The sequence below is a fragment of the Hymenobacter sp. UYP22 genome, from assembly GCF_040547285.1.
Classification (GTDB): Bacteria; Bacteroidota; Bacteroidia; order Cytophagales; family Hymenobacteraceae; genus Hymenobacter.
Genome location: NZ_JBEPPK010000007.1, coordinates 106,636 through 129,704, shown reverse-complemented (window position 1 = coordinate 129,704; position 23,069 = coordinate 106,636). Strand labels below are relative to the sequence as shown.

Sequence of the window (23,069 nt, the reverse complement as noted above, 5' to 3'; positions counted from 1 at the left end):
AACACTAGGCACTACAAAAGCATGAAAACAGAAGCTGACTATTACGCCTTATTCGACGCTTACCGCTCCGGCGGGCTGGCCGAGGAGGAGCGCGCCGCCCTGGAGCACCGCCTCGCCGCCGACCCGCAGCTGGCGCAGCGCCTGCACGAGTTTGAGGAGCTGACGGGTACGCTCACGGCCTATGGCCGCCGGCTGGCCCTACGCCGTAAGCTCCACGCCATTCATGCCGATATGGATGCGGAGCGCGCCGTACGCCTCACGCCCCTGGCCAAAGCCGCCGAGGAAGATGAGCGCCACGAGCAGTTCTCCACGGGCCGCGCCCCCCGCCCGGCTCTGCGCATTTCGCGCACCGAGGAAAAGCTCCGCGCCTTCTGGCAGGGCCACCGCGCTACTATGATGGTGGCCGCGGCCGTGGCCGTGCTGGCTGTATTCACCACCCTGCTGGGGATGGAAATGTACCGGGCCGCCCAGAAGCCCTCCTTGTACGGCTATACGGTGTTGCGCCGGGAGGTGGAGCGCATCAAGCGTAACCAGCGCTCCATGAACCGGACCCTTAACCAGATGGACGTTTCGCAGCCGGAAAAAAGCAACCCGGGCAAGTTCAGCGGCACCGGCTTTGCCCTCACCGCCGACGGCTACCTAGTTACCAGCTACCACGTTATTCAGGGCGCCGACTCCTTGCTGATTGAGAGCAAGGACCGGCAACGCTACCGCGCCGAAACGGTATTCACCGACGTGGCCCATGATCTGGCCATCCTGCAAATCAAAGACAAAGACTTCAAAGGCTTTGGCCGCCTGCCCTACTCGTTTAAGCGGGGGCAGTCGGAGTTGGGGGAGCGGGTGTACACGCTGGGCTACCCGCGGGAGGACCTGGTGTTTAACGATGGTTCATTGAGCGCCCGCTCAGGTTTTGAGGGCGACACGGGCTTCTACCAGATCAGTATTCCGGTAAACCCCGGCAACTCAGGCGGGCCACTACTGGATGACCGAGGCAACTTGATTGGCATCATCAGCGGGCGGCAAATGGACGTGCAGAGCGCCGCCTTTGCTACTAAGTCGTCGTATCTGATGCGCTTGGTTGACTCGCTGGGCACGGCCGGCGCGGGCAAACCCTACAACATGCCCCGTACCAACCTGCTTGCTGGTACCTCCCGGCCGCAGCAGATCCGTAAGCTCCAGGACTATGTATTTGTAGTGAAAGTCTACGAATAGGCTTCGCCTTTCTGCCTTCACCTAAGAGCCCCGCCGGTATCCGGCGGGGCTTTTTCTTGGCCTTTACTGCTGGGGTTCAGCGCGAGTATCTCCTCTTGTATTCTGGGAGCAAGCCTAAGCGGTGAGGTGAGAGGTTATGATGCACCCCGGTTTTGGGAGCTGGAGGCAAGGTGAACCGTAGAAAAAAGACTTGCTAAGAGGCGCCAAAAGGAGGTATCAAAAATATCCTGACCTGCGTACAGAGCCTTCGGGAATGCCTAGCGGCGCTTCCACTTCATTCTTCACCTCTCTGCCTTTCCTCGTTATGAGCAACCAACTCCCCAAAGAAATCGAAAAAATTGTTCCTGAGGACATCATCAATACCCTGCAAAGCGCCTATGGCGTGTTCAAGGGTGAGCAAGACCAGTTAGATGACTTGCTGAAAAACGGCAGTGCCCTGCTGCGTAAAGCCTCGCAGCGCTTCACCTCCACCCAGCTGATCATTGGAGTGGCCGTACTGGCTAGCATAGCCATTTTTGCCACTGCGAAGATAGCCGAAGCCGATACCCACGAGCAATAGGAAGTCTCCAGCCACTTCGACAAGCCCCTCCCCATCCGGGAGGGGCTTTTTTTGGTGTTTTTCATTATTGTAACTTAAGTAATAAAATATTTAACTTATACTTGTATCAACACAACCAAATCACCTTTAAACCTATGCAATCTACTTTCCTCGCTCTTCTGGTCGCGCCCTTTCTTTTGCCATCTGAGGCGGCCATCACCCTGGCTCCAGCTCCTGTTAATAGCGCCGTATCAGTACGTAGTGAGGCAGCGGCATCAGCGGTGCCCACTTGGTTTAAGCGCAAGAAGCGCAGCCATACGCCAGCTTACCGTCGTCTTCGCTCCCGCCGTCGGTAAGTGCCCCTATCATCATTTTAATAGATGCGGTATGAAAACTGTTGCTACTTTCCTATTGCTGGCCGGAGCAGCCGGCTATTTTGCCCCTGAAGTCTTGGCCGAGCCTGAGCCCACTAAAAAGACACTTAAGGTGCCGCCAAAGAAGAAGCTAAACAAGCTATTCGGCCGGCGCTTGCCAGAGTCGGCGTATGCGAAGGCGCTACGGCGTAACGAGCTACTGCGGTAGTTTCCGCCTATTCTGCAAGGAAAGCACGCAGCTGTAAGTTCTCAGAGCACGCCATTTAGCCTACCGAAGCTCTTTTGCGGCGGCTCACCGGCCGGCCTGGCGCAGTTAGGGGTATGCAACGCAGTCCTTCATCGGCAGGCTGGTTAGCTAGGCTGTGTGGACAGTAAGCAGAAAGACAGTCCTGCTGAGCGCAATCATCAGGCGCGTCCCATTGCCAGCCAGTAGTGGCCGGTAGTAGGGCGCGCCCTCCTTATTTTGGCAAAACTTTGCTCCGCTGCTTTGGCTGGGCATTGGGCCGGGGCGGAGAAAACGCCATTCTCCACTAGGCTGTGTGGACAGTAAGAAAGCCCAAATAATGCCACGTCATGCAGAGCATAGCGAAGCATGACGTTCCGCTTGGTAGTAAGAAGCGTGACTGTCCACACAGTCTAGGCTGGACATTTTATCAACTGTCCATACACTCTAGAAGGCTAAGCCTGCGGGCGGACCGAAGAAGTGTAAAAGGCAGCGGACCGCAGCACGAACCGCACCTCGTATCGGGGTGCATCTAGCCAACTTGTGGACTGGAACCCGAACGGTAAATGCGGGAAGGGGGCCGAAATGCTTAGGCTTATGCAGCCAATTGCCGCAGGTTTTCGTCTTGGGAATACGCACCAGTGCCCGGTGGTCTGGCTGTTCCTGTTTCCTTGCTATGAAATACTGCTCTTTTTACCCGCTTGCGGCTGTTGGGGTACTGCTACTTGGGGCCCTTGGCGCTGTTTCGGCCAACGCCCAGTCCAGCTCCAATTCCGTGGTAGTGGCTGGGGCTACACCCCGGCTGGTATCCCGGCAATTTAGCTTCACCGAGGGCCCGGCCGTGGATAAAGCCGGCAACGTGTTCTTTACCGATCAGCCCAACAACCGGATCTGGAAGTATGACACCCGCGGGCAGCTCTCCATTTTTCTGGAGCCAGCGGGCCGCGCCAACGGCACGTACTTCGACCAGCAAGGCAACCTGCTGGCTTGCGCCGATGAACACAACCAGCTATGGTCTATTGCGCCCAATGGCACGGTGACCGTGCGGCTACGGGATGTACAGGGCCATACTCTGAACGGCCCCAACGACCTATGGGTGCGGCCCAAAACGGGTGGCATCTACTTCACTGACCCCTACTACCAGCGGCCCTATTGGACGCGCCAGGCCCCCGACCCCGACCTGGGTGGGCAGAAAGTGTACTACCTGGCCGCCAACCAGACCACTGCTGTGCCCATGGACGATAAGCTGCAGCAGCCCAACGGTATAATCGGTACGCCTGATGGTAAACTGCTGTACGTGGCCGACATTGGAGCCGGCAAAACCTACTGCTACCAGATTGGGCCCGATGGCCGACTGCAGAATCGGCAGCTATTCGTGGAGCAGGGTTCCGACGGTATGACCATCGACCGCCAAGGCAACGTGTACCTGACGGGCAACGGCGTAACCGTGTACAGCCCCGCCGGCCAGAAAATTGAGCAGATTGCCATTCCGGAGAAGTGGACGGCTAATGTGTGCTTTGCGGGTAAAAAGCGGGACACCCTGTTCATTACTGCCTCCGAGGCCGTATACGTACTCCCCATGCGGGTACGGGGGGCGCAGTAGGAGCTGCGCACGGGTGTTTATTACAGGCTGAGAATTCTCTTCTTTTGTGCTGATATGCTTTCATCCGGGTAGCTACCCCCTGCCTTGTTCTGCTTTTTTCGCCTGTTTCCGGTGAGTTTTCGCCCTGCTGATACTTCTGCTGCTGCCCCCGATAGTCTGCTGCAAACGGCTCTGGCTTGGTCTGGTGTAGCCATGGCCCTGTTGCGGCCTACGTTCAGGGCGGGAAGCCCCGAGCCGGTTGATTTTGTTTACGACTACCTGAACCCGGCCGCACAACAGCTCCTGCAGTTGCCCGAACGGCCCACCCGCACGCACACCGAGCTGTATTCCGGCAACGAACTGGGGCCCGTCTTCTCCTTCTATCAAAGCCTGTTTCGGGCCGAAACAGGCACCATTAGTTTGGAGCTGAGTGGGTATACGCCCACCGGCGCCCCCGTGCTCCTAGCGGCTAGCCGACACGCCGAAGTGCTGCTGGTGCGCTTTAACGTGCCCGAACCACACAGCCAAACCCAGCGGCCAGCGCAACTCAATACGCCATTGCCGCCGGTAGCTACCGAAGATCAGGCCGCCGGGCAGATAGAAGCGCTGCGCCAGCAGCTGCAAGCCGCCCGCCAGCAGCTAGCCACTCTCTCCCAGGGCCTGGAGCAAACCCGTAGCGAGGCCGAAACGCAGCGCCAGCACTTACACCGGCTGTTTATGCAGGCTCCTGCCTGCATTGCCACCCTGGAAGGGCCAGACTTGGTATTCACGCTCGTAAACCCGCTTTATCAGGAATTGGTTGGGGAGCGGCCCCTGCTGGGCCGCCCTTTACGCCAGGCCTGGCCCGACCTGCAGGGGCAGCCCTTCTTCGACCTGCTGGAGGGCGTGTACCGCACCGGCGAAACCTACCACGGCCGGGAGCAGATAGTATATATTGACCGGAGCAACTCGGGCCAACCGGAACCAGTGTACTTCAACTTCACTTACCAGGCTATTCGTAGCGCGGCCGGGGCCGTAACGGGCATAACTATTTTCGCCTACGATATTAGCCCGCAGGTACTGGCTCACCAGCAGGTACAGCACCTCAACCAGCGGCTAGGTAAAGCCAACGAGGAACTAGCCGCCACTAACGAAGAGCTCCAGGCCAGCAACGAAGAGTTCCACCTCAACAATGCCGAGCTGCAGCGTACCCAGCACCAACTGCAACTGCTTAACCAGGAGCTGGAAACCCGCGTGAGCCTGCGCATCCAGGAAACGCAGGCGGCCCGCGCTGAAGCAGAGCGCCAGCGCGCCCACCTGGAGCGCCTGTTTATGCAGGCCCCGGCAGCCATCTGCATCTTGCGGGGGCCTGAGCTGGTGTTTGAGTTAGTAAACCCAGGCTATCAGCAGTTGTTTCCGGACCGTGAACTGTTGGGCCGGCCTGTTCTGACAGCCTTGCCCGAAATTCAGGACCATACCGTGTACCATACTTTCCGGCAGGTATACGATACGGGCCTGACACACCAAGAGCTGAGTATCCTCATCCCGCTTACTCACCCTACCAGCGGTGTACTGGAAAACCGTTACTTCAACTACATTCAGCAGGCCTACTACAATGAGCAAGGCGTGATAGATGGCGTGGTGGTGTTTGCCTTTGAAGTCACGGAACAGGTGCAGGCCCGCCAGGCCAGCGAGGCCTCGGCCAGGCAACTGGAGCTGATTACGGATGCGCTGCCCGTGCTTATCAGCTACATCGACCACACCGAAACCTACCGCTTTGTTAATAAAGCCTACGAGCATTGGTGGCGCGACCCAACTACCGGCCTGGTGGGGCGCCCCGTGCGCGACGTGGTAGGCGAGCCTGCTTACCAAAAAGTACGGGGTTACCTGGAGCGGGTGATGGGCGGCGAGCGGGTGGATTTCGAAACGCGCCTGACGTATACCGATGGCACGCGCCGCCATGTGCAGGCCAGCTACGTGCCCGACGTGCAGAGTGGGCAGGTAGTGGGAGCCGTGGCCGTGGTTAACGATGTAACGGCCCTGGTAGAAGCCCGGCAGGACGCCGAGCGGCAGCAGCAGCTTCTGCATAAGCTATTCATGGAAGCCCCGGCACCCATTGTAATTCTTGATGGGCCGGAGTTTGTATACCAGCTGGTAAATCCGGCGTATCAGCGCATTTTTCCGGGGCGGGAGTTGCTGGGCAAGCCCATGCACGAAGCGTTGCCGGAAGTGGTAGGCACTTTTGTGTACGAGGCGCTGGAGCAGGTGTACAGCAGCGGAGAAACCGCCGTGTTCCAGGAAGTTCCGCTTCAGCTGGCCCGCCACGAAGGGGGCCCCTTGGAGCAGATATTCTGGACCTTTACCTATCAGGCCCGGCGCAACGCCAACGCCGACGTAGATGGCATACTGGTGTTTGCCCATGAGGTAACCGACCAGGTGCAGGCCCGGCGCGTGGTGGAGCGCAATGAGCAGTACCTGCGCCAGATGGCCAACAACGTACCAAGCATGATTTGGGTGACTGACACGGCCGGCCAGTGCATCTACCTTAACCAGCAGTGGTACGCCTACACCGGTCAGACGGAAGCCACCGGACTTGGCCGGGGCTGGCTGGATGCCGTGCATCCCGACGACCTGCAGGCCACCTACACCACCTTTGAGGCCGCCACCGCCCGCCAGGCCCCATTCAGCCTGCTTTACCGCCTGCGCCGGCAGGATGGGCGCTACCGCTGGGCCATTGACAGCGGCCTGCCCCGGTTTACGCGCACCGGCGAGTTTGATGGGTTCGTGGGTACGGTATTCGACATTCACGAGCAGAAACAAGGCGAGCAAGCTCTGCAGCGCCTCACCACCAAGCTGCGCACGGCCCGCGACCGGGCGGAGGCGCTGAATGCGGATTTGCAGGCCAGCAATGAGCAGCTCCGGCGTACCAACGTAGACCTGGACAACTTTATTTACACAGCGTCTCACGACCTCAAAGCCCCTATCACCAACATCGAAGGCTTGGTATATCTGATGCAGGATCAGCTGCCCACCGACCTTCCCCTGACGGCGGAGCTGCAACCAGTACTGGCCATGATGCAGGCGGCCATAGAGCGGTTCAAGCGCACCATTGAGCACCTGAGCGACGTAACCAAGCTCCAGCGCGAGTATGACCGCCCTGCCCAGGACACCTCCCTTGCCCCGGTAGTGGAGGACGTTTATCAGGATTTGCAGCCGCTTATTCAGGCCACCGGGGCCGAGGTAGACATAAATGTAACGGACTGCGCCAGCGTGCCTTTTTCGGCCAAAAACCTGCGTTCCGTGGTGTATAACCTGCTCAGCAACGCCCTCAAGTATCACCGTCCCAACTGCCCGCCGCAAGTACAGATCAGCTGCCGCACCGAAGAAGGCTTTGTGGTACTGGAGGTGCAGGACAACGGGCTGGGCATTGAGGAAAGCCGGCAGCCGGAAATGTTCCAGATGTTCCGCCGCTTCCATGCCCACGTGGAGGGCTCGGGCATAGGCTTGTACATGGTTAAGCGAGTGGTGGAAAATGCCGGTGGCCACATCCAGGTTCGGAGCCAGCCGGGCGAAGGCGCCACCTTCACCGTGTACTTTCGGCGCTGATGTTCGTATAGGTGTAGCCGCGCGGCCCTGCCCTACCGCCTTCCTGTACCTGTTACCGCATGAAAACACTGTCGAGCGTACTTCTGGTAGATGATGACCATACCACCAACTTTCTGAATAAAAGCCTGTTAACCCGCCTTCAGGTAACCAACAACGTGCTGGTTGCTCTGAATGGGGAGCAGGCCATGGCCCGCATTCAGGAACTCTGTGCCGCTCCCGCTACCGACTGCCCCACCCTCATTCTGCTTGATGTGAACATGCCGGGCATGAACGGCATTGAGTTTCTGCAGGCCTACAAACAGCTGCCGGCGGCCATGCAGCGGCCTACCGTTATTGTAATGCTCACCACCTCTTTGCACCCCCGCGACGTGGCCCGGGTGGAGCAGATGGCCGTAGTTGCCGGCTTCATCAGCAAGCCGCTGACTACGGAAAAAATCCAAGACATCCTGCAAAACCACTTTTAAGCCGGGGACAGCGCCGGTTTTTCTGCCCGGCTCCAGCGGAAAGCTATACCATTTCGGCGGGCAACTCCACGGTGAAGGTGCTCCCCTCCCCCTCCGTGCTTTCAAACGTGATGCGCCCGTGGTGCAGCTCTACAATAGTTTGAATAATGGACATGCCCAGGCCGGTGGTTTTCTCGCCGCGCAGGCCGGGCCGACGGGCGGGCGTAAACTTATCAAAGAGCATGGGCTGCATGGGCGCCGGAATGCCCACTCCGTTGTCGGCTACCCGTACTAGCGCCTGGTTGTTGTGGTGCTCCAGACTCAGGGCAATGTGGCCCCCGTCGGGGGTAAACTTGATGGCATTCGACACCAAGTTGTTTACAACCTGCTGAAACTTGTTGATATCCATGTTTACGTACACGGGCACGGGTGGCAGTGCGCAGCTGAACTGCAGGTGCGTATGACGCCCGGAGCCCTGGTACTCTTCCATGAGGGCTTGTAGCCAAGCCCCCAGGTCGGCCCGCTCCCACTTCATCTTTACCGCAGCCGACTCCATAAACTCATTGTCGACGAAGTCCCGAATCAGTGTGACGCCCTCCCGACAGGTACGCTCCATGAGCTCCAGCACCCGGCGGGCCTCCTCGCTAACCGGCCCGGTTTCGTGCTGCAGATGTTCGGTGAGCTGCTGCAGCAAAGCCAGCGGCGCCGCCAAATCGTGGGAGAGTATTTCCAGGGTGGCGTTCTTCTTGGTATTGAATTTATGGGCGTTGATGGCAACCTCCCGCGCGGCGGTATTATCACGCAAGCTCCCGCTCAGGTACTCCGTGCCCTCTGCATCCCGGATGCGGCATATGGCCAGGCGCAGCCATTGTGTGCGCCCTTCCGATTGGGCTACCCGAAGTTGCAAACCCTCGATAAGCTGGCCTTCTTCCGCCTCCCGGAGCTTGTCGCCAAGTAGCCTCCGGTCATCGGGGTGCACTCGCTGCAACCAGTGGGGCCAGTCCTCGGTGGCATGAGCGGCCGGGTCGCCGAACACCTGCTCATAGGCCTCACTCAGGTACACAACGCGCTTATCGGCCTCCCGAAGCACAAAATTTACGGCCTTGGAACGAGTCAACAATGGGTGGAGCAAGGGAAGGTATTCCTGCATATGGGTATCGATGGGGCAGAGCCTGAGGGCGGAGCTGTAACGTGCGAAAGTACTGAAGGTGCAGGCAAGTACTGGTACCTATTCACATCACAAGCGCAGTGCGGAATTGATGTAGTAAACAAGCAAAGGCAGCAGCGCTGTTCGAGCAAGTATAGTAGCACAACCAGCTTGCCCCGGCGGGATCCGCCAGTACAGTTGCAAGGCCACCCAACGCAGTACCGCTATATAGTAGTTGAGGTTGCCCCGATAGTTATTTAGGTAGGCGACAAATCTTTCCTAGTCAAGCCTTGCTCCTACTTTCCGCTTGTCAATTAGGATTCTCCTTCTGCCTTGTACCTATATTTCCGCTTTACTACTGCCTGTCCTTCCTACTCTCACCTATGCCCGAAACTAACTTACACGGAACCATTCTGCTGGTGCTGGGGCTGCTGTTTGCCATGCTGCTGCTGGTAATGCTGAGCCAGAAGTTGCGCATCTCCTACCCTATTTTTCTGGTGCTGGCGGGGCTGGCCCTGAGCTTCGTGCCGGGTCTGCCGCTTATTGTTATCGACCCCAACCTGATTTTCCTGATTTTCTTGCCCCCGCTGTTGTACCAGGCTGCCTGGGACACTTCCTGGCAGGATTTCTGGCGTTGGAAGCGGCCTATTGCGCTGCTGGCCTTCGGGCTGGTGTTCTTTACGGCTACCCTTGTGGCCTACGTGAGCCAAGCCATGATTCCGGGCTTTACGCTGGCGCTGGGGTTCCTGCTGGGCGGCATCATCTCCCCACCCGATGCCGTGGCGGCTACCTCCGTACTCAAGGGCATCAAGGTGCCCCGCCGGGTTGTGAGTATTCTGGAAGGTGAAAGCCTGATCAACGATGCCAGCAGCCTGATTGTGTTCCGGTTTGCGCTGGCGGCGGTGGTATCGGGCACCTTTTCCTGGCATCAGGCCATTACCAGCTTTCTGCTGGCCAGTGGCATGGGGCTGGCCATAGGCCTGGCGGTGGGGTACGGCTTCTACCTGATTCATAAATACCTGCCCACCACGCCCAGCATTAATACAGTACTCACTTTCCTGGCTCCCTACGTGATGTACTTGTTGGCTGAAGAGTTTCACTTCTCGGGAGTGTTGGCCGTGGTGAGCGGAGGCCTGCTGCTCTCCTACCACTCCCACCGCGTGTTCGACGCCGATACCCGCCTGCAGGCTACCAGCGTGTGGGCCAGCGTAGGCTTCGCCCTGAATGGGCTGGTGTTTATCCTGATTGGGCTAGAGCTGCCGGTGGCGGTGCAGGGCCTGGGCAACTACTCTTTGCAGCAGGCCATTGCCTACGGCCTCATCATCAGCGCTATAGTTATCATAATCCGGTTGCTGTGGATGTTTCCGGCGGCGTTTGTGCCGCGCTGGCTGTTCCGCAGCATCCGCACCCAGGAAACCAGCCCGGGCTGGCAGGGGCCGGTTATCATCGGCTGGGCCGGCATGCGGGGCGTGGTGTCGTTGGCCTCGGCTTTGTCAGTACCGCTGCTACTCACCAACGGGGATGCTTTTCCGCAACGCAACCTCATCTTGTTCATCACCTTCGTGGTCATTCTGGTTACGCTGGTATTTCAGGGCCTCACGCTGCCAGCCGTTATCCGCTTCACGGGCGTGGCCAACCAGGAGGAGCGCATGCCCACCGATGCCCAGGAAGCCGGCATCCGGCTGCGCCTGCGCCACGTGGCCCTCGCCCACCTAGCCCGGCACTACCCCGAGGATATTGAAAACAATGAGATGATAAACGCCCTGCAACATCGCATGCAGGCCGAGGCCCAGCGTACCGGTAACCTCCTGGAAGCCCTGGACTACGACGACACCAAGCGCCAAGCTCTGCAACGCTACCACCAAGTGCTGCTGGACGTGCTGCAGGTGCAGCGGGAGGAGCTGTTCGTGCTACGCCGTGAGGATGTGTTCGAGGAAGAAATGCTCCGCCACCAGGAAGCCCAACTCGACCTCGACGAAGCCAAAATCAGCCACATGCCGCATTAGCGGACAGCACCCGGTGCGAATCAATAAATTCAACCTGCTTCTTCCTGCACCAGCCGTTTCCTTTTCCTCTTTCTATGAGCGTTTCCAACGAAGCCGCCCACTATCCCGGCTTATTACCCTGCACTGCCAGAGAGCTGTACTCCGAAAGTGCCCATCCGGATGCCCATCGGCACTTTACCAAGCTGTGGCGCACCACTGGGGTTAATCTTTCCGTCAGCTTTCTGGACAACCCGGAGTAGGCGCTACGGGACCGGATACTCAGTCATATGAATGCCTGGAGCAAGAAAAGCAACGTTCTTTTCCAACTAGCCGGCCGGGAAGTGGGCCAGGTACGCATAGCCCGCGAGCCAGGCGGGCACTGGTCGTACCTGGGCACCGACCTGCTGCTGATTCAGTCCGACAAGCCAACGCTGAATCTGGAAGGCTTCAGCATGAGTACCCCGGAAGCTGAGTTTGCGCGGGTCGTACGTCATTTGGCTGGTCATGCATTGGGCTTCGGGCACGAGAGCCTGCCCCAGGAAGTCATTGCGCGCATCGACCGGCCCAAAGCCTACGCTCATTTCCGGGAAGCTAAAGGTTGGGACCAGCACATGGAGGATGAAACGGTCCTCAAACCGCTCAATGAGCACACCAGTATGTTCACTTCCCCCAGCACCGCCTCTATCATGAGTTACCAGCTGCCGGGCGAAGTAATGCAAAACGGCCGCGCCTTTCTCGGGGGGCAGGACATCTTGGACTCCGACCATCACTTCGCGGAGCGGGTGTATCCCAAGTCCCGTTATCCCTATTAGAAGCCGGCACTACCTGCTGAATAGCCAGCACCTGCCCCTGTAACAACGAAAAAGGGACCCGGAATGCTGTTCCGAGCCCCTTTTGCATTTATCTACTATCTGCCTAATTCAGGCTGCGGTAGCGCACGCGCTTGGGCTCCACGTCGCCGAGGCGTTTGCGCTTGGCTTCCTCATAGTCGGAGAAGTTACCTTCAAACCACACTACCTGCGAGTCGCCCTCGAAGGCGAGGATGTGAGTGGCCAGGCGGTCCAGGAACCACCGGTCGTGGCTGATGATAACGGCGCACCCGGCGAAATTCTCCAAAGCGTCCTCCAGGGCCCGGATGGCATTTACGTCCAGGTCGTTGGTGGGCTCATCCAGCAGCAGCAGGTTGGCGCCCTGCTTGAGCGTGGTGGCCAGGTGTACCCGGTTCCGCTCCCCGCCCGAGAGGCTGCCCACTTTCTTTTCCTGGTCGCCGCCGCGGAAGTTGAAGTTGCTCACGAAGGCCCGGGAATTCACCTGCCGGCCAGCCAGCAGCATGGTTTCCGTACCGCCCGAAATGGTTTCAAACACCGACTTGTTGGGGTCCAGGGTATCGTGCTGCTGGTCTACGTAAGCCGTCTGCACCGTGGGACCCACCACAAAGGTACCGGCGTCGGGCTGCATTTGATCGGTGATGAGGCGGAACAGGGTGGTTTTACCCGCACCGTTTGGCCCGATGATGCCCACGATACCACCCTGGGGCAGCTGGAAGCTCAACCCATCAAACAGCAGTTTGTCACCGAAGGCCTTACGCAGCCCTTCGGCCTCAATTACCTGGGAACCCAGGCGCGGGCCGTCCGGAATGAACAGTTCCAGCTTCTGCTCCTTCTCCTTGGAGTCCTCGTTCACCATCTTGTCGTAGCCGGCGAGGCGGGCCTTGCTCTTAGCCTGGCGCGCTTTCGGAGCCATGCGCACCCATTCCAGCTCGCGCTGCAGGGTCTTCTGGCGCTTGCTCTCGGTTTTTTCTTCCTGAGCGAGGCGGTTCGACTTCTGCTCCAGCCACGAGCTGTAGTTGCCCTTCCACGGAATACCCTCGCCCCGGTCCAACTCCAGAATCCAGCCGGCCACGTTATCCAGGAAGTACCGGTCGTGGGTTACGGCTATAACGGTGCCTTTGTACTGCTGCAAGTGCTGCTCCAGCCACAGCACGCTTTCCGCGTCTAGGTGGTTGGTGGGTTCGTCCAGCAGCAGCACGTCGGGCTCCTGCAGCAGCAGGCGGCACAGGGCCACGCGGCGCTTTTCCCCGCCCGAGAGGTTACCGATAATGGCCTCCTCGGGCGGCGTGCGCAGGGCGTCCATGGCGCGCTCCAGCTTGTTGTCGAGGTTCCAGGCGTCGAGCTGGTCGAGGCGCTCCTGCACGGTGCCCTGGCGCTCCAGCAGCTTGTCGAAGTCGGCGTCCTCAGCCCCAAAGGCTTCGTTGATTTCGTCGAATTCCTTGAGCAGCGCTACCGTTTCGGCCACGCCTTCCTCAATTACCTGGCGCACGGTTTTGGTGGCGTCCAACTGGGGCTCCTGCTCCAGGTAGCCCACTGAGTAGCCCGGCGACCATACCACGTCGCCCTGAATCTGCTTATCCTGGCCGGCAATGATTTTCAGCAAAGAAGATTTACCCGAGCCGTTGAGGCCGAGCACCCCGATTTTGGCCCCGTAGAAAAACGAGAGGTAGATGTTCTTGAGAACCTGTTTCTGAGGCGGGTACACTTTGGTTACCCCCGCCATGGAGAATATAATGGTGGGTTGGTCGGACATAGTCAAGAGTTGGTCAGAGGTCAGATAATACAGCGGCAGCCTTGCTGGTTTGCCGGGGCTTTCTATTTTGCAGAACAGTAGACGGGCTTTGGGTGCAAGGCCCGAAGCCTGCCTACTGCGGCGGCTACCAGCCGGGCAGCCATAACCGCAGCGGCGGCGGGTGCGTAGCTTGTTCCGGTGGCCCTGGTAGGGCTTTCAGCCAAAGGTAGGCAGGCCACGCTAACATTCCGAAGCTTTGGCCAAGCTGAAGAATTACCGCACAACCCGTAAACTTGTACATCTTTCCGGCCCCAACTCCGTCCTTTCCACCTATTCGCTCCCCCGCTATCTATTTATGGACTCACAAGACCACTTGCTGGCCGAAGCCCGCCGTTATGGCTACATCGAGGGCGACCAGGTGTGGCTTCGCCCGCTCCTACACCTGCCCGCTCGCCAGGTGGGCCAGGTAAAAGAATCTGCTGATGCTTCGCTGGTCTATTTTGCCCAACGCTTCACCCTGTTTCGCTCCAAGGTAGAAGAGCTGCTGCAGAAAATCGAGGACTCCGATAACAAGGGCTCTTACCTGATGAAGGCCCTGCACCTAAAGGAGCAGGTAGGCTCCTACGATGCGCTGGGTGACTTCGAGAGCCTGCACCACCGCCTTACTGAGGCAGAGGAGGCCATTAAAGTAACGGTGAACCGCAACCGGGAAAAAAACCTGGCCACCAAAATCGGGCTGATTCAGGAGGCCGAGGCCCTCCACGACACCATCGACTGGCAAGCCGGCAGCGACAAGCTCAAGGACCTGCGCCAGGGCTGGATCAAAACCGGCCCGGTAGAAAAACAGCTGGTTGATGAGCTGGAAACCCGTTTCCAAACCGCCGTCGATGCCTTCTTCGCCCGCAAAAAGGATTTCCTGGCCGAGAAGAAGGCCATGACCAACCGGGTATACGACCAGTACAAAGACCTGATTCATAAGTCGGAGGCGTTGCAGAACTCCCCCGATTTCGAGGAAACCACCCGCAAGCTGAAAGTACTGCAGCAGCAGTGGAAAGAAATTGACGGCTCTTTGCCCCGCAAGCAGGCCAACGACCTCTGGACCCGGTTCCGGGCGGCGCACAACCACTTTTTTGAGCGCCTGAAGGTCCACATCGAAAGCAAGCGCCAGGAGCAGCAGTTCACGCCCACGGGCAACACCGGCGAGGATAATTTGAGCCGCAAGCGCGCCCTGGTAGCGGAGGCCACCGCCCTGCTTAACCGCCCCATGCAGGAGGCCGTAGCTCGGGCCAAAGAGCTGCAGGCCGCCTGGAAAAAGGTGGGCCCCGTGCGCGGCGAAGAATCGGACCGGGTGTGGGAGCAGTTTATTCTGGCCTGCGACAAAGTGTTTGAGATGAGCGCCTTGGAACACTACATGCGCAAGCGCCCTGCTACCCCCGAAACCAGCAGCCCGCAAAGCCAGGCGGCCCTGCGCGTGCAGGCGTTGCAGGAGTTCATCAAATTCGACAAGCAGGAGCAGGAGGTGCTCAACGAGAATTTGGGCAAGCTCAGCGACTCCCCCGGCAACGAAGCATTCCGGACGATGCTGCAGGGCAAAATCCGGGCGTTCGACCGAAAAATCCGCACGAAAAACGAGTTGATTTCCATCTTCCAGCAGCAGCAGGTTGGCTAGCCCAACCCTAACCCGTATTTTACGTTGTCGTCAGCAACCTGCGCAACGCCGAACCGGTAATGGTGTCAGTTCTGACCCAACGGCCGGATTTTTGCTACCGGCATTTCACCTTTTGACCACATTTTTTTAGTAGCACACGACTATGTACTGGACTCTAGAACTTGCTTCGTACCTGGAAGATGCTCCCTGGCCTGCAACCAAGGATGAGCTTATTGATTACTCTATCCGTTCGGGTGCGCCCATGGAAGTGGTAGAAAACCTCCAGGCTCTGGAAGATGACGGTCAGCCCTACGAGAACATCGAAGAAGTTTGGCCGGATTATCCGACCAAGGAAGACTTTATGTTCAATGAAGACGAGTATTAGTAGTAATGAGTAAGCAGTAGTGAGTAGTCAGTGTTGATACTTGTACCGTTCAGCCGGTAGCCCGATTCTCACTACTCATGTCTCAGTACTCAGTACTTTCTATTGATAACCTGATTGCGGGGTATGGACAGCGCGTCCTACTCCGCAATTTGCGTTTTACGGTGCCTGGCCCAGCCTTCGTGGCAGTTATCGGCCATAACGGTTGCGGCAAAACCACCCTGTTCCGCGCCCTCACCGGGCAGGTTTCTTATCAGGGCCAAGTACGGGTGTTGGGCCAAGAGTTGCGTACCCAGCGGCGGCCGGCAGCCAGCGGCTTACTGGCGCATTTGCCCCAGCGGGCCAGCGTAGAGTTTTCTATTCCGGTGCGCGAGCTGGTGGTGATGGGCCGCTTTCGTCACCACCGTTTTCTGGGAGGCTACACTACGCAGGATTATGCCCTCGCCGATGCCGCCCTGGCTCAGGTAGGGGCCGCCCACTTAGCCCAGCAGGATTTTACGCTACTGTCGGGCGGGGAGCAGCAGCTCGTGTGGCTGGCCCAGCTGAGCCTGCAGGATGCCCAGTTGTATTTGCTGGACGAGCCCACCCAGCAGCTGGATGTGTACTACCGCCGCCGGGTGTTCGCCTTGCTGGAAAGCTGGGTACAGGCGCACAACAAAACCATCCTCTGCATCACCCACGACCTGGAGAACCTGGCAGAGCTGCCCGGCTACCTGCTCAACCTTTCGCGCCCCGCCCCCGCCCTTCTGCCCCTCTCGGCAGCCACAGTTCAAACGGAACGGGCATTTCTGGAAAGCGAAGAGAGCCTGGCTGTGATTTAGTGAGGTGGTGATTTGGTGAGTATAACGCTCTGGCTGGACCACTTGCGCAAATCGACTATTACCTCACTAAATCACCATTTCACTACATCACCTTTGCCCCGGCCGGCCCCGGAGTAGGTGCGCAATGGAGCGCAGAAACGGCCAGGGTGTCACGGAGTTCATAACCTGTACGTTTTCAACCCAGGAGGTTCGCTCGTCGAGGAAGTCAAAGATTCGCTCCACTGGATTACGCTGAAACAACTGCGTGAATATATCCCGGGTACGCTCCCCCTGGCGTTGCATGATATCCAGAAGGAGCGTATCAAATAGCCGAAATTGCCACTGGTCACCGGTTAGGTTTTTGGGTGGGCGGCCGGTGGCGGCTAAAGCTGCTGTAAGGCGGGCAGAGTGGGCCTGAATACGCTTGAAGGCATAACCAGTGCTGGCTTTGGCCCGGCCGGCCCTGGTTCCTAGGTTAATGATGTGCGCGCCGTCGTGGGCCGGTAACGGGTGATTGGTCATTGGGATGGCGCCGGCCTCTTGAGCCGTTATGCGGTAAGGCCGCCCGCCCAGTTGCTGCGTCAGATACCGGCGCAATTCTGCCTCGTACTCTTGCTGGGGAAGCGTGGTGGCTGAAAACAGCGTGTACTCTACCAACGCCCGCCGCTTACTAAACGGCAGCACATACATGAAGCGGGCTTCCTGGTACTGCTCCTCCCGAAAGTCCATGAACTCCTGTGTTTCCGGGTTGAAAACATCATCTTCCGTTTCTACTTCCCAGCCCACGAAGTGCTGCAAGAGGTAATGGTAACGGCTGGGTTGCTGCAGCTGAGCCAAATCCGGTGGCCGGCTATCAAAAGCATACTGGCCCCGAAAATCACCTTGGGCAGTGCGCGCTACAGCCCCAACTAAGGTGTTTTCGAGTCCCGTCACAACAGCCTGAATTCGCGTAACCTGTGGGTTAGAATCCAGGGCGGTGTGCACAAACTGGTAAAAGTCCAGCCCCCGAATCATCTTGTAGCGGTGGCGCCGCAATGGAAACACTTCCGCGTAGCCGGGGCTGCGAAAGGCAATCTGCGTCCACTCGTGGGCCACAATACCATCAAACAAGGTAGGCGCATCGGTCCAGAACGACCAGGTCCGGTCGTTCTGGGTTTTGGCCTCTGGTTCCAGCAGCAATACCCGCTTGCCGGCCAACCGCGGCTCCTGGCTAATGTGGTAGGCCAAGCTTAGGCCAGCTGCCCCCCCGCCCACAATCAGGTAATCATATTCGGGGGCAGGTGGCGAAGAAGTTTGCACAGTAGAAGGCTGAATGGCTTGAAGCAAAGCGTAAACAAAAGAACACGAAAAAAGGCTACCTCCGCAGAAGCAGCCTTTTTTCGTGGCTAAACCCATGAGGTCAAGTAGGTTCAAACGAATTGCGCAGTTCCTCTACCTTTTCAGGCCGACCTAGCTACAAAATCCGCGGAATCCGTCGAAAAATCCGCGGAATCAGTGGTCTTAGAAGTTCGGCGACAGGAGGTACTTGCTGTAGAAATCATCAATGATTTTTACAGCCGACTCCGCATCATCTACCAGCTGCACCAAGTTCATATCCTCGGGCGAGATGTTGTGCTCGTCCTCCAGCATTACCTGCTGAATCCAGTCGAACATACCCTGCCAGTAGCGGGTACCCACCAGCACGATGGGGAAACGGCCAATTTTCTTGGTCTGAATCAGGGTAATAGCCTCAAACAGCTCATCCAGGGTGCCAAAGCCGCCGGGCATGCCAATAAAGCCCTGCGCGTACTTCACAAACATCACCTTCCGCACGAAGAAGTAGTCGAAGTTGATGATTTTGTCGGGGTCGATGTAGATGTTGTTGAACTGCTCAAACGGCAACTCAATGTTGAGGCCCACCGACTTGCCGCCCTCCGAGTGGGCGCCCTTGTTGCCTGCCTCCATAATGCCAGGGCCGCCGCCCGTGATAACGCCGTAGCCGTGGCGCACCAGCTTGGCCGCAATTTCCTCGGCCATTTTGTAGTAGGGGTTTTCGGGCTTGGTACGGGCCGAGCCGAAGATGGACACGCAGGGCCCAATCTTGGACATCTTCTCGAAGCCCTCCACAAACTCGGCCATCACCTTAAAGATCTGCCAAGAGTCGGCAATCTTGATTTCATTCCAGTCTTTGTCCACGAAGGCCCGGCGGATGCGCTGCTCGTCATCTACCTGCACAGTACGCTCCCCGTGCGTCTGCTCGCGGATGTCGCTGATGGTCTTAACCTTATTATCGTTAACGTTGGGCTGAACAATGGTCTGGCCACTGCCGGCATTCAGTACTTCATCCGCCACTTTCGTGCGGCTGGTTTTTTTGAGCTTCGCCATAGGAGCTACAAGAGGAATAGGGTGCAGAGGATGCGTACGCATGGGCGCACGCAGTTACTGTGGGAATTTCTCCGCACCGGGTAAACAATGAAAAAAGGCAAAAAGAAAGCCGCCCCCACGGAAGAAGAGGGCGACCCAAGGTAGCGACCGGCAAGTTAACAATTTGTTAACATTACGCTATACTTCCGCTATGAACTGAGAGCCGGTAAACAAGCCACGACTTACTGCTTATGGTTGGCCGCTTGCGGTTCCCTACTGTGCTCGAATGGCAATAACCGGATCGAGGTTAGAGGCCAATACTGCCGGAATGATGCCCGCCAGCACCCCAATCACCACGGATACTGTTAGCCCGAGGGAGATATTACCCACCGACAAAAACAGCGGCAGCGCGTCCTGCGGTAGTAGCGTAATCAGGAACACCAGCAGGATGCCAGCCCCGCCGCCCAACAGGCACAGAAACACCGCTTCGAACAGAAACTGAAACAGAACAAAGTAGTTTTTGGCCCCCAACGACTTCTGGATGCCGATAATATTGGTGCGCTCCTTTACCGACACAAACATAATGTTGGCAATGCCGAAACCGCCCACCAGCATGGCAAACCCCCCAATCACCCAACCCGCAATACCAATCACGGAAAACAGCTGCGTAATGGCGTTAGCCAGTAGCTCGGGCCGATTCAGCGCGAATGAGTCTTCCTGGCGGGGCTTCAGCCCCCGAATAACGCGCATGTTGCCTTGAATTTCGGCTTCCAGGTTCAGCAGCCCGGGGTCATCGTCGCGGCCTTTCACGGCAATGGTAGCCTGGGCGCCCCCCATCCCATTACTGCTCATCTGAAATATTTTGGTGAAGGCAGCAAAGGGAATGTAGCAGTTGGTGTCGTTGCTGGGCGTATCCAGCAGCTTTTTGCCTTCCTTCTGCATCACGCCAATAATGGTGAAGCGCTGGCCTTTCGCCTTGAACTCCTGGCCCAAGGCCGAGCCGTTGGGGTACAGCCCCTGGGCAATGGAGTAGCCCACCACGGCCACGTTACGCGCCGCATTCATTTCCTGCTGGGTAAAATAGCGCCCCTCCACTACCGGCACATCAGACACGCGCCGGTAGTCGAAGCTAATGCCCTGAATAGCGCAGTCGCTCACTGAGTTAGAGCCCGACTTGAGAATGTTGCCGCCCGTGGCCGCGAAAATGGCAATGCCATTATGGCTTTCCGGATTCAGCGTGCGTTGTATTTCCCGGAACTCGCGGACGGTAGGCACGGGGCGGTTAAAGTATTTCCACCAAGGGTAATCTCCACCGAATGCCCAGGGCCATTTCTGCACGTAAATCACCTTGTCGCCCACAAAGCTCATGCTGTCGCGGATGTTTTTTTCCAGCGAATCCACCACGGTAAACACGGCAATGATGGCGAATATACCCACCGTAACGCCGAGCAGCGACAAGATGGTACGCAGCAGATTGGACTTGAGAGCTTGCCACGCAAAGCGGAAACTTTCCAGGGTAAGACGCAATGCTTTCATGCGGAGCGAAGGTTCAGCAAGGGGCGTGGAAAGGGCAATAAGCAGATTTCAGGCGAAAAGTAACGATTCTTCCGAGGATTGTGCGTACTTTCGCGGCTCAATTTTTTCTATTAGGTTCCCCACCTATTGCCCTGTCTGGCCCATGAAGCTTTCTGAGTTCAAATTTGACCTGCCTGAAAACCTGCTGGCACAGCACCCCGCCAAAAACCGCGACGAGTCGCGCCTGATGGTGTTGCACCGCGACAGTGGCAAAATAGAGCACCGCACCTTTAAGGATATTCTGGAGTACTTCACCGACGGTGACGTGTTCGTGGTGAATGATACGAAGGTGTTTCCGGCCCGCTTGTATGGCAACAAGGAGAAAACCGGCGCCCAGATTGAGGTGTTCCTGCTGCGCGAGTTGAACAAGGAAATTCACCTCTGGGACGTACTGGTGGACCCCGCCCGTAAAATTCGGGTGGGCAACAAGCTGTACTTCGGCGAGTCGGATATGGTAGCCGAGGTAATTGACAACACCACTTCCCGCGGCCGCACCATCAAGTTCCTGTTTGATGGCCCGGACGAGGAGTTCTACAAAGCTCTGCATGATTTGGGGGAAACGCCCATTCCTAAGGAGTTCATTACCCGCGAAACTGAAGCCGCCGACAAGGAGCGGTACCAGACGATTTACGCCAAGAATACCGGCGCGGTAGCGGCCCCTTCGGCGGGCCTGCACTTCACCCGCGAGGTAATGAAGCGCCTGGAAATCAAAGGAGTGGAAGTAGTGCCGGTAACGCTGCACGTGGGCCTGGGTACCTTCCGCACCGTGGACGTGGAGGATCTGACCAAGCACAAGATGGACTCGGAGAACTTCATCGTGCCGGCGGAGTCGGCCACGGTAGTCAACCACGCGTTGGACGCTAAGAAACGCGTGTGTGCCATCGGTACTACCTCTATGCGGGCCATGGAGTCGTCGGTATCGGCCAACTCGCGGCTGAAGCCCACAGTAGGCTGGACAGACAAGTTCATCTTCCCTCCATACGATTTCAAAATTGCCAACTGCCTGCTCACCAACTTCCACACCCCGGAAAGCACGCTGATGATGATGGCTTCGGCCTTTGCCGGGCATGAGCTGCTGATTGAAGCGTACCAGACGGCCATCAAGGAAAAATATAAGTTCTTCAGCTACGGCGACGCCATGCTGGTGCTGTAAGCAAGCCAAAGAGCTGTTTTTATTGAAAGTCCGGCCGTAGTTACACGGCCGGACTTTTATTTTTGCGTTTTTAACGCTTGAGTTGGCGGGTGGTCAGGAGCCACGCGCAGATCTTCATTTTCTATCTTGCCCGTGGCAGCATCTGTTTCCGTACCCACAGCCGCCGCTTTGCGCGTTGCCATACTTGTAGCGGGCGGCAGTGGCACCCGCATGGGGGCCGACCGACCCAAGCAGTTTTTGGAGCTGGCCGGGGAGCCGGTACTACTGCACACGCTGCGGCGGTTTGCGGAGCCTTCCCTGCAGGTTTCGAAAATAGTGCTTGTGTTGCCCACTGAGCAGTTTGCTGCCTGGCAAGCTCTGTGTGAGCAGCATGCCGTTACGATACCCCACCGGGTAGTGGCAGGCGGCGCCACCCGCTGGGCCTCCGTGCGCAACGGGTTGGCTTCCCTCACTGACGCAGAGAAGGGAGTGGTAGCGGTGCACGATGGAGTACGGCCACTCACACCTATTGCCGTAATAGAGGCTACTTACCAGGCTGCTTACAACCACGGCGCGGCGGTAGCCGCCGTAGTTCCCAAAGATTCGGTGCGGGGCCTAAACCAGCAAGGCTCCTACGCTCTGAACCGCAGCCGCTTACGGCTGGTACAAACGCCGCAGTGCTTTGGCCTGGAACTACTGCGCCGGGCCTACCAACTACCGGAACTCACTACGTTTACCGATGATGCCAGCGTGGTAGAGGACTTGCACCCGATTCATCTGGTGGAAGGCGACTACCGCAATATCAAAATCACCACCCCGGAAGATTTGCTGCTGGCTGAAGCTCTGCTACGGCATTGATACCGTTCAAGCTGGCGGCTAGGTAGCCGAATACGACAACCGCCCCGAACGCCAGGTGTCCGGGGCGGTTGTCGTATGCGGGGGTGAATCAGTTGCTACAGGTTGATGTAGTCTACGTCAATTTCGCCGGTTACTACATTGTAGCGGCCACCTACCCAGCTTTCTGTCCCGTCCTGCGTTCGGAACTCCAGGCTGAACGGATATACTCCATCACAACCCTGCGTGCCAACTATCACGTTGGTTGGCTCCCAGTTCCGGCCATAGGCATAGAGCCGGGCCTCCCGCACAATACGGGCCCGAATGGTGGTGGTGGGCGCCACGCACGTTGGGGTGTATCCGCCACCGCCGCCACCGCCACCGCTCGGGCAGTCACCATCGGGGCAATAGGGAGCTACGTTGTTGGCTGCTTGTTTCGCCGATACGGGTGCTACGCTTTCAGGAGTCAGGGAGCAGCTGGCCAGAAGCAGAGAACCGGCCGCCAGCACGGTTTGCACGAGAGAAAAGCTTTTCATGAGTGGATTGGGTAAGGTGGAAGGATGGGCCAAATAGCCAACAAATCGGCCTACCAACCAAGGACTAACCCAGCGCGTTTGTGACATACCGCCGGCCTAATTATCCTCAGAGTCTTCTCACGAAAAGCTTTTTACTCCACCCAAAGCAGTTCCCTTGGGCCAAGCCCG

General features: G+C 57.9%; 19 protein-coding genes. 13 read left to right on the top strand and 6 right to left on the bottom strand.

Annotation, left to right across the window (positions count from 1 at the left end):
- Positions 1 to 21: 21 nt before the first annotated feature.
- From ABIB60_RS13495 to ABIB60_RS13475, 5 genes are all read left to right on the top strand, one after another.
- Positions 22 to 1,212, top strand: coding sequence for a trypsin-like peptidase domain-containing protein (locus ABIB60_RS13495; protein WP_354580562.1), 1,191 nt, complete (start codon positions 22 to 24; stop codon positions 1,210 to 1,212).
- A 304-nt stretch (positions 1,213 to 1,516) separates the two neighbouring features.
- On the top strand, positions 1,517 to 1,771 hold the full coding sequence (locus ABIB60_RS13490; RefSeq protein WP_315998211.1) for a hypothetical protein: 255 nt from the start codon (positions 1,517 to 1,519) through the stop codon (positions 1,769 to 1,771).
- 1,252 nt (positions 1,772 to 3,023) lie between these two features.
- On the top strand, positions 3,024 to 3,950 hold the full coding sequence (locus ABIB60_RS13485; protein ID WP_354580560.1) for an SMP-30/gluconolactonase/LRE family protein: 927 nt from the start codon (positions 3,024 to 3,026) through the stop codon (positions 3,948 to 3,950).
- Between the two features lie 111 nt (positions 3,951 to 4,061).
- The gene (locus ABIB60_RS13480) at positions 4,062 to 7,514 is read left to right on the top strand and encodes a PAS domain-containing protein (protein WP_354580558.1); all 3,453 of its coding nucleotides are present in this window, start codon (positions 4,062 to 4,064) and stop codon (positions 7,512 to 7,514) included.
- Between the two features lie 59 nt (positions 7,515 to 7,573).
- A complete protein-coding gene (locus tag ABIB60_RS13475) occupies positions 7,574 to 7,978 on the top strand; it encodes a response regulator (protein WP_354580556.1) in 405 nt (134 codons plus the stop codon).
- Between the two features lie 43 nt (positions 7,979 to 8,021).
- Here the strand turns inward: ABIB60_RS13475 and ABIB60_RS13470 are convergent, their stop codons facing one another.
- Entirely contained in the window at positions 8,022 to 9,074 is a 1,053-nt protein-coding gene (locus tag ABIB60_RS13470) for a PAS domain-containing sensor histidine kinase (RefSeq protein ID WP_354580555.1), read from the bottom strand.
- Between the two features lie 413 nt (positions 9,075 to 9,487).
- Here ABIB60_RS13470 and ABIB60_RS13465 point away from each other — a divergent pair, with 413 nt between their 5' ends.
- The 3 genes from ABIB60_RS13465 (at position 9,488) to ABIB60_RS13455 (ending at position 11,901) form a co-directional block, all read left to right on the top strand.
- Positions 9,488 to 11,110, top strand: coding sequence for a Na+/H+ antiporter (locus ABIB60_RS13465; protein WP_354580554.1), 1,623 nt, complete (start codon positions 9,488 to 9,490; stop codon positions 11,108 to 11,110).
- Positions 11,111 to 11,184: 74 nt separating this feature from the next.
- The gene (locus ABIB60_RS13460; RefSeq protein WP_354580553.1) at positions 11,185 to 11,349 is read left to right on the top strand and encodes a hypothetical protein; all 165 of its coding nucleotides are present in this window, start codon (positions 11,185 to 11,187) and stop codon (positions 11,347 to 11,349) included.
- A gap of 27 nt (positions 11,350 to 11,376) precedes the next feature.
- On the top strand, positions 11,377 to 11,901 hold the full coding sequence (locus tag ABIB60_RS13455; protein WP_354580552.1) for a zinc metalloprotease: 525 nt from the start codon (positions 11,377 to 11,379) through the stop codon (positions 11,899 to 11,901).
- Between the two features lie 103 nt (positions 11,902 to 12,004).
- On the opposite strand, the gene ettA is transcribed toward ABIB60_RS13455, so the two are convergent.
- The gene (gene ettA / locus ABIB60_RS13450; RefSeq protein ID WP_354580550.1) at positions 12,005 to 13,672 is read right to left on the bottom strand and encodes an energy-dependent translational throttle protein EttA; all 1,668 of its coding nucleotides are present in this window, start codon (positions 13,670 to 13,672) and stop codon (positions 12,005 to 12,007) included.
- Positions 13,673 to 14,006: 334 nt separating this feature from the next.
- Between ettA and ABIB60_RS13445 the strand changes: the two genes are divergently transcribed.
- From ABIB60_RS13445 to ABIB60_RS13435, 3 genes are all read left to right on the top strand, one after another.
- A complete protein-coding gene (locus ABIB60_RS13445; RefSeq protein WP_354580549.1) occupies positions 14,007 to 15,320 on the top strand; it encodes a DUF349 domain-containing protein in 1,314 nt (437 codons plus the stop codon).
- A gap of 142 nt (positions 15,321 to 15,462) precedes the next feature.
- A complete protein-coding gene (locus tag ABIB60_RS13440) occupies positions 15,463 to 15,684 on the top strand; it encodes a DUF2795 domain-containing protein (protein ID WP_019948259.1) in 222 nt (73 codons plus the stop codon).
- 77 nt (positions 15,685 to 15,761) lie between these two features.
- Entirely contained in the window at positions 15,762 to 16,502 is a 741-nt protein-coding gene (locus ABIB60_RS13435; RefSeq protein WP_354580547.1) for an ABC transporter ATP-binding protein, read from the top strand.
- 87 nt (positions 16,503 to 16,589) lie between these two features.
- Here ABIB60_RS13435 and ABIB60_RS13430 read toward each other — a convergent pair whose 3' ends face one another.
- The 3 genes from ABIB60_RS13430 to ABIB60_RS13420 form a co-directional block, all read right to left on the bottom strand.
- Complete coding sequence (locus tag ABIB60_RS13430; RefSeq protein WP_354580546.1) at positions 16,590 to 17,780, bottom strand: lycopene cyclase family protein; 1,191 nt, start codon at positions 17,778 to 17,780, stop codon at positions 16,590 to 16,592.
- A 201-nt stretch (positions 17,781 to 17,981) separates the two neighbouring features.
- On the bottom strand, positions 17,982 to 18,845 hold the full coding sequence (locus ABIB60_RS13425; RefSeq protein WP_354580661.1) for an LOG family protein: 864 nt from the start codon (positions 18,843 to 18,845) through the stop codon (positions 17,982 to 17,984).
- A 252-nt stretch (positions 18,846 to 19,097) separates the two neighbouring features.
- Positions 19,098 to 20,360, bottom strand: coding sequence for an ABC transporter permease (locus tag ABIB60_RS13420; RefSeq protein ID WP_354580545.1), 1,263 nt, complete (start codon positions 20,358 to 20,360; stop codon positions 19,098 to 19,100).
- A 142-nt stretch (positions 20,361 to 20,502) separates the two neighbouring features.
- Between ABIB60_RS13420 and queA the strand changes: the two genes are divergently transcribed.
- The gene (gene queA, locus ABIB60_RS13415; protein WP_315998198.1) at positions 20,503 to 21,552 is read left to right on the top strand and encodes a tRNA preQ1(34) S-adenosylmethionine ribosyltransferase-isomerase QueA; all 1,050 of its coding nucleotides are present in this window, start codon (positions 20,503 to 20,505) and stop codon (positions 21,550 to 21,552) included.
- 132 nt (positions 21,553 to 21,684) lie between these two features.
- Complete coding sequence (locus ABIB60_RS13410; protein WP_354580543.1) at positions 21,685 to 22,389, top strand: 2-C-methyl-D-erythritol 4-phosphate cytidylyltransferase; 705 nt, start codon at positions 21,685 to 21,687, stop codon at positions 22,387 to 22,389.
- A 95-nt stretch (positions 22,390 to 22,484) separates the two neighbouring features.
- Here ABIB60_RS13410 and ABIB60_RS13405 read toward each other — a convergent pair whose 3' ends face one another.
- Positions 22,485 to 22,901 carry a hypothetical protein gene (locus ABIB60_RS13405; protein ID WP_354580541.1) on the bottom strand — a complete coding sequence of 139 codons (417 nt, stop codon included), beginning with the start codon at positions 22,899 to 22,901 and terminating at the stop codon, positions 22,485 to 22,487.
- Positions 22,902 to 23,069 lie beyond the last annotated feature (168 nt).